We start from the raw sequence: 10,513 nt of genomic DNA, 5'->3' as shown, positions 1-10,513 counted from the left end.
ACCAGCTATGAACTAAAAATAAATGAACCAAAAAAATAACCAGAAGATAATAATGATTACTAAGGTACTTAAAAACATATTAGCCCTGTTAGTATTCTTCTTTGCAATTGGCGAAATTAATGCGCAACAGCAATTACTTCAGTCTCAATATATGTTTAATGGATTGGTAATTAATCCTGCTTATGCAGGTAGCCATGAAGCCATTAGTGTGACCGGAACTTTTCGATCACAATGGGCAGGTTTTGAAGGAGCGCCTACTTCCCAGGCACTTTCCGGACATATGCCAATTGCCAGAAAAAGAATTGCATTGGGAGCAACCCTTTTTAGAGAAACCATGGGGCCTCAAAGCCAGACGGGAATTAACCTGGCCTATGCTTACAGAATCCCCTTAAGGGATGGAGTGCTATCAATGGGATTGCAGGCTGGAGCCATGAACATGCGGGATAATGGCAACTACAATTTGTTTAATCCTAATGATCCTAACTTTTCCAATACCAGTATTTCGGCATTTATGCCAAGTTTTGGAGCTGGTTTGTACTATAGCAGCAGCAATCTTGTTTTGGGTTTTTCAATCCCCAATTTAGCAGTATTTAATCAGGGTGTGGGAGAAAATGCAGTGGCAAGTATTGAGGAAATCAGACATTATATTTTTAATACCGGATATATTTTGGACCTGAATAGTGATTTAAAATTCAAGCCGGGTATGTTATTAAGGTATAAGGAAGGCCAGGGATTGGAGGTGGATCTAAATGCCTCTTTAATCATCAACCAAACTTTTTGGTTTGGAGCTTCTTACCGACACGAAAATTCTCTTAACTTTATGACTCAATTACAGATTACCAGTCAGTTGCAGTTTGGTTATGCCTATGATTTGATTACTAATAATAACCTGAGTAACGCTTCTAATGGAAGCCATGAAATCATGTTAAATTACAGGTTCAGGTTAGGAGGAAGTGGAGATTTGCCTGTAACACCAAACTTATTCTAGACCTCATTAAATAAATTGCTATATTTAATTAACCTCACTAACTAATTAGGTGATATGAATCCCACTAAACCCAATAAATTTCTATTCCTGCTAATTTGTGTTTTAATTACATTCACTTCATTTGGCCAAATTGTAAACAATTTCAGAAAGAAGGCGGATAAATTATACGAACAGAATAATTTTTATGCGGCTAAAGAATGGTATCTGCAGGCACTTGAAAAAGATAAGGAGAATAACACTATAAAACTAAGAATTGCAGAGTGTTACCGGCAATTAAGCATTCCCGAGGAAGCAGAATTTTGGTACAGGCATTTTTCGGATAATGAAGGCTTTTTAAATTCCCAGGACCCTGAAGTGAAATATCATTTTGGTTTAGTGTTGGAAAGTAATGGCAAATACGCAGAAGCAGCGGAATGGTTTGAGCTCTATCATTACCAGCGGCCAAATGATCAAAGAGTTACGAAAAAATTAGAAGGGATAAAAAATATAGCCAAACATTACCAGGATTCCAGCAAATATGAGGTAGAAGAATTAAAAATCAATTCCGGGAAAAAGGATTTTGCACCCCAGTTTTATAAAGATGGAATAGTTTTTACATCGGAAAGGAAACCTCCTTACCTGGAAGATGGTATCTACAACCCCGATAGTTTATACTTTAAAGAGTTGTATTTCAGTAGGTTAAATCCTGATGGTTCCATGAGCGATCCAGAGATTTTTTATGGAAATGATTTAAACACAAACTATCACAAAGGCGGCCTTACTTTTTATGATAATGGAAAAAGTTTAATTTTTACAAGAGCATTAAAAAGTGGGATTTCAGCGCATACTTTCGGATTGTATTTTACCCAAAAAGCAGTAAATGGCGGTGACCAATGGATTCGGGTGAAAGGTTTTGATTATAACAGCAGGGACGGTAGTTATCATGTGATGCATCCTACCATTTCCGAAGATGGACAAACCCTTTACTTTGTATCAAATATGCCTGGAGGTTTTGGAGAGACCGATATTTACCAGTGTAAATGGGATGAAAGTAACAACAAATGGTCGGAGCCGGAAAACTTAGGTGCCAGAATCAACTCCCCAGAATCCGAACTTTATCCTTACATAAGCTCAGATAATATATTATTTTTTACCTCGAATGGGCATGGTGGCCTTGGTGGTCAGGATATTTTTGAATATAACCTTAATAATGAGGATGCAGTAGTAGAAAACCTGGGTTTTCCAATAAATACGAATAAAAACGATTTTGCACTTTCATTTGACCGAAGAGGATATACTGGATACTTTTCTTCAAATAGAGATTCTGAGGGAGAATCAGATATTTTCAGGGTCACTAAAAATATTTTTATAAAGGGTGTAGTGAAAACAGAAAATGACAGTACAGTGGCTGATGCTTCTGTTATTCTGGCAAATACCCGAACCAATGAAATTACTGGTGCTGTTACGGATAACCACGGCCGGTTTCGAGTAAAGTTGGAAATTGATGCGGCTTATAATTTGTCTGCAGTAAAGAAAAACTTCAGGATTGGAGATTCGGACAGGGTGACAACTTTCGGTGACTTCGAGAAGGTGATGTCAAAAGATTTTGAAATAAGACTTCAGGGAGATGACCTGGTGGCCAAGGGATTTATAAGAGGGATTGCCGATTTACCTGTAGATGGAGCCAAGGTAATTTTGGTAAATAACAGAACAAAGCTGACTAGGTCCTTGGAAACCGGAATGGACGGAAGTTACATGTTCCTGCTCCAGCCTAATGAATGGTATACCATTTGGGTGGAAAAAGTGGGATATTTTAACAAGCAGGTAGAGATAAATGCCATAGTAAAAACGACCGGAATATTCAGGAATGATTTTGATTTAGAAAGGGTAGTGCTTAACCAATATATCACCATGAAAAACACTACTTACCCCCCAAATAAAGGAGATCTTGCTTTGGAAAATGGAGAGGAACTGGAGAATATTGCCAGGTTTCTGGTGAATAACCCTGACTATACCATAGAGATGAGAATTCATACCGATGCTCAGGGAAAGGCCTCTGCCAACCAGGAGCTTTCGGAAAACAGGGCAAGCTTTATGAAATATGAATTAATCAGACTTGGTGTAGCCTCTCATCGGGTTGAAGTAAATGGTTTTGGAGAGAAAGAACTGATCAATAAGTGTAAGGATGATGTGGATTGTACAGAAGAAGAACACAAACAAAACCGAAGAGTTGAATTTATTATCAGACAAAGTCTTGTTCAGCCGGGACTGCTCAATGATGACACAGGAAGGGGATATTAAATATTTCGCTCTTTCAGGTTATTTTCAGGGGGGGTGATGGGAAGATGAACTATAAATTTTGTTCCAGACCTTCCCTGAAGGTTTTCCAATTCGATTTTTCCATCGTGTTCCTTGATTATGTTTAAAGAAATAGAAAGACCTAAACCAGTTCCCTTCCCATCTCCTTTGGTGGTATAAAATGGTTCGAAAATTTTACTTTTTACCTCATCCGGGATTCCCGGACCATTATCTGAAATTGCAATAATTACTTCAGATTTATTGCTGGAAGTTTCAATAACTATTTCCCCATCGGCCTGATCTGTTAAGGCGTCCATGGCATTGGACAATACATTCATAAAAACCTGGCTGATCTTCCCATGGTTACAGTTTACAAATGGAATATCTCCATATTTTTTTATGATTTTCAATCTGTTTTTATGCTGGTGAGAAAGCAACAGTAGGGTAGATTCAATATCATCATGCAAATTGGCTCTGGAGCAATTATCTTCTCCGGCCCTGGAAAAGGATTTGAGGCTGTTAACTATTTCAGAGGTTCTTTGGGCTCCGGTAACTATATTACTGGCTACTTTTAAAGTGGTAATAAGTAAATCATCATACTTAATATTGCTTTTGAGCAGGTTGACTTTTTCTAAGATCTGAGTCTGATTGGTCTCGTTTAATTTATCGTATTCCTTTATGATAATAGTCAGTTTGGCAAGGCCCTTTTTTAAACCGATTATACCATTTTTGATATAGTTAATCGGATTATTAATTTCATGTGCTATACCCGCAGTCAAAAGCCCCAAAGAAGAAAGTTTTTCCGATTGAACTAAATGGCTTTGGGCATGCTTAAGTTTCTCCATAGCCTTTTCCAAAGCTTCATTTTTTTCAGAAAGGTTTTCCTGTTGGGCTTTAAGTTCTTCATTTTGTGATAAAATTTCAGTGTTTTGCGTGCTTATTATTTTATTGTACTCCTGAAGTTTTTCACCTTGTTTTTTTAATTTCTGATAGGCATCTTCCAAAGAATTTTCATAGGTAGTATTCTCCTTGGTAAGGTAAAATATTGAAAAATAGATAAAGGCCCCAGTAAAAAATGGGTTCAATCTATAAAATAAAATGATTTTATTTACCAAATGACTCACCTCAAAATCTCCTTTTTCTACAGAATAAAATTCTAATATTTCTCTGCAGAATAGAATCATTACTGCGCAATACAAAAAATGAAGCACAAAAATTCCTTTTTCTTTTTTGATGTTAAAAAGGAAATGAGGCATTATAAAAAATGGAATTGGGGTGTATGGATAGAAAATATAATAATCCTCAGCAGACCCTCTTATCTGCAAAACCATGAAAAGCAATACGTAAGGAGTGAAGAAAATAAGTGATATTCTGCTAAGCCAGTTTTTTTTCAGAGCATTTAATAAAATATTAAAACTGGTAAGTATTATTACGTAGAAAAAAATATCTGAACCCAGATCAAACCGGCCGGTTTGAATGTAATCCACCCAAAAAAGTGCAAACATTATGACCGCAAGGACCAGATTAATCTGATTGGATAGCCGTATTTTCCTGATTTTATCCTTTGAATAAGAGGGATCAATTCCTATCAGGATCAATTTGTCAATGGGGATATTCAGTGAAGCAAAAATATTTTTCATGAATTATTTGTGCCTTTTTTCCGAATGAAAAGATTTTAGAATTATCTGTTTTCATTAATCTGGAGAAAGTCAGGAATTAAAATTTGGTGTTTTCGGTCAGATACTGATCGATATTTTAAATTTAAGATAATTTAAAATAGATATGCCAAATTGAAAAAGGAATTGTTAAAAAAAAGGGGATAAGGTTATGAATTCAAAAAAATAAAACGATAAAGTGCAGAATATCCATATTTTTGTTTTTAATTAGGTACTCCTTAAAATTTTGGAAAAAGACCACTTATGATTTTAAATTAACCTGGGAGGTTTTAAATTTTGGAGAGGTACCATTTAAAAAATAAATTTAACTAAAATGAAGAAGAAACACTTTTACTCAAAAATAACTACATTATTTTTCCTAGTAATCTTTTGGATGATTAACGCAGCTTCTGCCCAAAAAAGAATTGAACTTACCCCAACATATGGTTACCAGTTTGGAGGTAAGGCAAATTATGTTGAAGGAAGCATTAAACTTCAGGATGCGGCCAACTATGGGGGAATCTTGAGTGTAGAGGCTGATTATGGTGTTTTAGCAGAACTTTCCTACTCCTACATGGAGACAAGAGGGAATTTCATTCCTTATAGAGGCAACATTGACCCTCGACAGTTCGATTTGAATGTCCAATATTTTCAACTTGGGGCTGTGAAAGAATTAATGGAAGATGATTTCCGGCCATTTGGATTATTTTCCCTTGGGGCAACCTATTTTAACCCAAAGAATAATGATATTGAAGATGTCTGGCGATTTTCAATTACATTGGGTGGAGGAATAAAATATTTTATCTCAGAAAAAATTGGAATCAGAGCGCAGGGAAGGCTATTATTACCCATGTATTTTAATGGTGTAGGAGGATATTGTGGAATTGGAACAGGTGGAAGTGGATGTGGTCTGGGTGTAAGCACTGCTGTGCCTTTGGTACAGGGAGATTTTTCCGGAGGATTAATCTTTAGGCTTGGAGAGTAAGTTAGAAATCAGGTACTGAATTTTCATTATACGATGCGTGAGTTGATTTTTTTGACTCACGCTTTTTTATTGCCTTTCCGAAATTACTTCGTGAACCGATTTTTCCTTTGTAAGAATAAAAATAAACGGAAAATTCCTGAATGAAATCGCTTGTTAGCCGTTACTGAATGACGATTAATTGAAAAAAGAATAATGGTTGGTGAACTGAAGAATTCCACACCCGGGATATGATGGACAAATGGATTGATTCCATTAGCATTTTTTACTTCAATTACGTCCGCTCTTATTTCATGAATTTAAACTATAGATAAAAGCTGGTTGATGAAAATTTCAGGATTTTTCTTATTGTTTTTTATACTTCCATTTTTCCCACTATTGGCTCAAAACGGATTCCTGATTAATGATGGTGAGAAGGCCACAAATAGGGAACAGGTAACTTTACACCTGAATAATATGCTTGCTCAGGAGGTTATGGTGAGCAATGATTTTAATTTTTCAGGTGCTTCATGGGTGGCTTATAGCCCCAATCTTCAGTGGAACCTATCTCCACTTGATGGTAAAAAGGAGGTATACTTAAAGTTTAGAGATAAAAATGGCAATGAGTCCATTACTTTCAGAAGTAGTATTATTTTAGATACTCAGCCACCAACCAACTGCGAAATAAGCCTGCATCAGGGAGATAATTACCTTAATTATTTGGATAATATTGAGGTGGAAATGAAAGCGAATGGGGCTCGCTGGATGATGGTAAGTGAAAATGAAAATTTTGAGACTGCAAGGTGGGTGAATTATGATGAAAAATACAAATACACTTTTCCCGAAGGAGATGGTTTGAGAACGGTTTATGCCAGGTTTAAGGATTTGGCTGGTAACGAATCGGAGGTGGTGATGGATAAAATTAAGCTGGATACCAAACCACCGGAAATTATCGATTTCCAAATTGTTTCAGACGGGATTATTGTAGATTCGGTTACAAATGCCAAATACCTCAATCAACACAATTCACTTGTGGACATTGAAATCAAAACAAAGGATGCCAAATTTATGCGGATTACAAATGCCAGAGCATTTTACGGCTTGAAATGGCATTTGCTGGACGATTATTATGAAGACTGGAACTTAGGCAATTATAAAGATGGTAGATACAGAGTTTCAGCTATGTTCAGGGATATTGCTTCTAATGAAACAAAAGCTGTTTCAGATGAGGTGATTGTGGATACAGCCCCTCCATTCAATTGTAAAATTGCCATCAATGGGGATAAAACCTATTCGGTATCCGAGAAAATGGATATAACAATCCGGGCAGTGGAAGCCAGGCATATGATGGTTTCTGATGATCCATCCTTCAGTAACGCAGAATGGGAACCGTATCAATCTTATAAATCATGGGAATTTGAAAATAGTGAAGGGGAAAAGAAGATTTATGCAAAATTTAAAGATGTAGCAGGAAATATTTCAGCGGTGGTGATGGATGAAATTTTACTGGATAACCATCCTCCTGTTAATGCGAGCCTTACAATAAATAATGGGGATGAATCGACTGTGGTCGCTTATGTTAATGTGCAGGTCAATGCCATGGGGGCGGAGTTTATGCAGGTGAGCAACTACCCGGATTTTCGAGGGGAAATTTGGAAGAATTACCACACTAACCCTTTCTTTTTTAAAATTCCAAAAGAATATGGTGAAAAGGTGATTTATGCCAGGTTTAAGGATTTTGCAGGGAATATCAGTGAGCCCATTCAATCAAGTATTACCCTGGAAGTTACTCCGGTGATGAACAACCTGGTGATTGATGATTATGAACAATATTGCGTAAATAAGGAAAGGAAGGTTAATCTTACTTTAAGTTCCAAATCTGCCACTGAGATGATGATCAGTAATTATGCAGATTTTGCCGATGGTCAGTGGGAACCTTTCGCAAGGGAAAAAGAATGGCAGCTGCTGCCGGAGGATGGAAATAAAAAGGTTTATGCCAAATTCCGAAGTTTTACAAAAACCGAATCTCAGGCTGTAAATGATGATATTATACTGGATTTGACCCCACCAGTGGCCAAAACCATAAAAATTAATGAAGGAAAGGAAAATACATTTTATTTCTATACCAATGTAGAAGTGACAGCTGAGGATGCTGTACTGATGCAAGTGAGTGAGGATTCAACTTTCAAGGGAGTTTTGTGGCACGGCTATACTGAAAGGAAATTTAATTATATGTTTACCAAAATTGCTGGTTTTAAAGATGTTTATGCCAGGTTTATGGATCAGGCAGGGAATATTTCTGAAACCATTTCCGATCGGGTGAAAATTGAAATTAACCCCATCAGGATTGCCTTTTTTGTGGACAATAATGCAGAGTATTGTACAGACAGAGAAAGAAAGGTAAAGCTTTATTTCAATGCCAAAAGTGCGGTGGAAATGATTATTAGCAATTATCCGGATTTTAAAGATGCCCAATGGGAACCTTACCAGATAAAAAAGGATTGGATACTGACTGAAGGAGATGGAGTAAAAACGATCTATGCCAAGTTGAGAAGTGCTACTGGTGTTGAGTCTCCTGTAATAACTGACGATATTATGCTGGATATTGAAGGTCCCAAAAATTTTAGTCTTCAGTTGGAAAGAGGGAAAGAAACTACGCTAAAACCTTATACTTATGCAGAGTTAAAAGCCACAGAGGCGATTTCCATGCAAATCAGTAAGTACGAAAATTTTGAAAGAGCCAAATGGATACCATACAGTACAAAACCATTATATATTTATTTAGGAAAGAAGGGAGGGGAATTTACCTTTTACGCCAGATTTAAAGATCAGGCAGGAAACATTTCCGAAGCGGTTTCTGATAAAATAATGATGGAAATTAAACCAACTGTGGGAAAAATTGTGATTGACAATCATGCCAAGTACTGCATGAATCCTAATGGAGAAGTGTTTTTGGATATTTTCTGTGCCGATGCCATGGAAATGATGGTCAGTAATTCTCCTGAATTTTCCGGAGGGTTTTGGGAGCCTTATCAAAAAAGTAAAAGATGGTATTTGCTGGAAGGGGAAGGGGAGAAGTCGGTTTTCATTAAATTTAAAAGTAAAACTCAGACGGAATCGGAGGTATTTCGGGATCAGATTGTGGTGGATAATATTCCCCCTGTGGTAGGAAATATTAAGGTCAATAAAAATAAATATTTTTCAAAACATCATCACAATGCTATAGGGGTTACTGTGGATGCCAAAGATGCTGTTTACATGCAACTGAGTGAATATGCGGATTTTTCCGGTTGCACCTGGACGAAATATACCGATTTAGAAACTACATTTCACTTAAAAACCATCGAGACGGATAAATCAGTTTATGCGAGGTTTAAAGATGAAAAAGGAAATATATCAGAAGCGATCAGTGCTACTTTTCAATTGGATCGGGATGGACCGGGAAATAAATTATTTACCATCAATAACAATGAGTCTGTCACCAATAAAAGTGAAGTAACCCTTTATTTTAATTCGAAGGAGGCTTCTCATACAAAAATTGCCCATGATAAGGAGAAAATTAGTGAGGCTCAGTGGGTTAAGTATCAGGATTCTATAAAATGGCAACTGGAATCCAGTAAATCCAGGACCAAACAGGTAACAGTGCAGTTTAAAGATCCCACAGGTAATGTTTCAAAGGTTTATACCAGTTGGATTGATCTGGATAATGAACCGCCAATTAATGCGATGATTGAAGTAGAAAATGGTGGATATTGTAATAATCAGTTCGGTTTTGTGGACTTGAAAATCCATGCTGAGGGGGCTACAAAAATGATGTTGAGTAATAATAGGGATTTCGAAGGAGCGGTTTGGGAGAGCTTTAAACAATTAAAGCAAAACTGGATTTTGGATGATGTGGATGGAACCAAAATAGTTTATGGAAAACTGGCAGATGATGCCGGAAATGAGACTCAGGTTTCTGCTACAATTTTCCTGGATCGGGAAGCTCCGGATTTGGGCAAAGTCAGTATCAATAGCGAAGCATTAACCACGAATAAAAAGAAGGTAGTATTGAATATTCAGGCCCAGGATGCTACAGAGATGATCATCAGTAATAACGGACTATTTGGATTACCTGCAAAATGGAGGCCTTTTGAATCCACTGTAAACTGGAAACTAGAAGGACTTGATGGTGATAAAACAGTTTTTGTGAAAGTGAAAGATAAGGCAGGAAATATTAGTACTCTTTCTACCGCCACAATTGATCTGGATACAGAGGCTCCTGTGGTTCATTCTTTTGAGCTTAACCACGGGGAAACAGCATTGGAAGATGGCCCTGGAGTTACTTTGGTGATAAAATCCAAACAAAAGAATGGAATGCCTGATGCTAAATTTATTCAGGTGAGTAATTCCCCAAGCTTTGGGAGTGGTACATGGGAGCCTTTTTATGAAGAAGTACCCTGGAGTGTTCCAAGCGGTCCCGGATTACACAATGTATATATTATTTTAAAGGATGAGGCGGGAAATGTCACCCTACCATTTAAAGATGAAATAATGGTTTATTAGGATTGGGATTGAAGCCTGAAGCTGGAGACCAGAAGCTGGAATTAAATTTAGTAATCCTAACTTCTGATTTCCAGCTTCTGCATTTTA

Annotated in this window: 5 protein-coding genes; 4 read left to right on the top strand and 1 reads right to left on the bottom strand. The window is 36.9% G+C overall.

Annotated elements, in window-relative coordinates:
- Positions 1-52 precede the first annotated feature (52 nt).
- Entirely contained in the window at positions 53-988 is a 936-nt protein-coding gene (locus tag A3EM_RS0117060; RefSeq protein WP_157637931.1) for a PorP/SprF family type IX secretion system membrane protein, read from the top strand.
- A gap of 54 nt (positions 989-1,042) precedes the next feature.
- Positions 1,043-3,268, top strand: coding sequence for an OmpA family protein (locus A3EM_RS0117055; RefSeq protein ID WP_020529446.1), 2,226 nt, complete (start codon positions 1,043-1,045; stop codon positions 3,266-3,268).
- On the opposite strand, the gene A3EM_RS45920 is transcribed toward A3EM_RS0117055, so the two are convergent.
- A complete protein-coding gene (locus A3EM_RS45920; RefSeq protein ID WP_020529445.1) occupies positions 3,265-4,905 on the bottom strand; it encodes a sensor histidine kinase in 1,641 nt (546 codons plus the stop codon). The two genes, A3EM_RS0117055 and A3EM_RS45920, sit on opposite strands and share 4 nt — an antisense overlap.
- 409 nt (positions 4,906-5,314) lie before the next feature.
- Between A3EM_RS45920 and A3EM_RS0117045 the strand changes: the two genes are divergently transcribed.
- Together A3EM_RS0117045 and A3EM_RS0117040 are read left to right on the top strand one after the other, a co-directional pair.
- Positions 5,315-5,905 (top strand): outer membrane protein, encoded by a 591-nt coding sequence (locus tag A3EM_RS0117045; RefSeq protein WP_020529444.1) that lies wholly within the window; start codon positions 5,315-5,317, stop codon positions 5,903-5,905.
- 321 nt (positions 5,906-6,226) lie between these two features.
- Entirely contained in the window at positions 6,227-10,426 is a 4,200-nt protein-coding gene (locus A3EM_RS0117040; protein WP_020529443.1) for an Ig-like domain-containing protein, read from the top strand.
- Positions 10,427-10,513: the final 87 nt, after the last annotated feature.

It is taken from the genome of Flexithrix dorotheae DSM 6795 (genome assembly GCF_000379765.1).
In the GTDB taxonomy this organism is placed as follows: Bacteria; Bacteroidota; Bacteroidia; order Cytophagales; family Flammeovirgaceae; genus Flexithrix; species Flexithrix dorotheae.
Note: the sequence above shows the minus strand (reverse complement) of the source record. Positions and strands in the feature narration are given on the sequence as shown.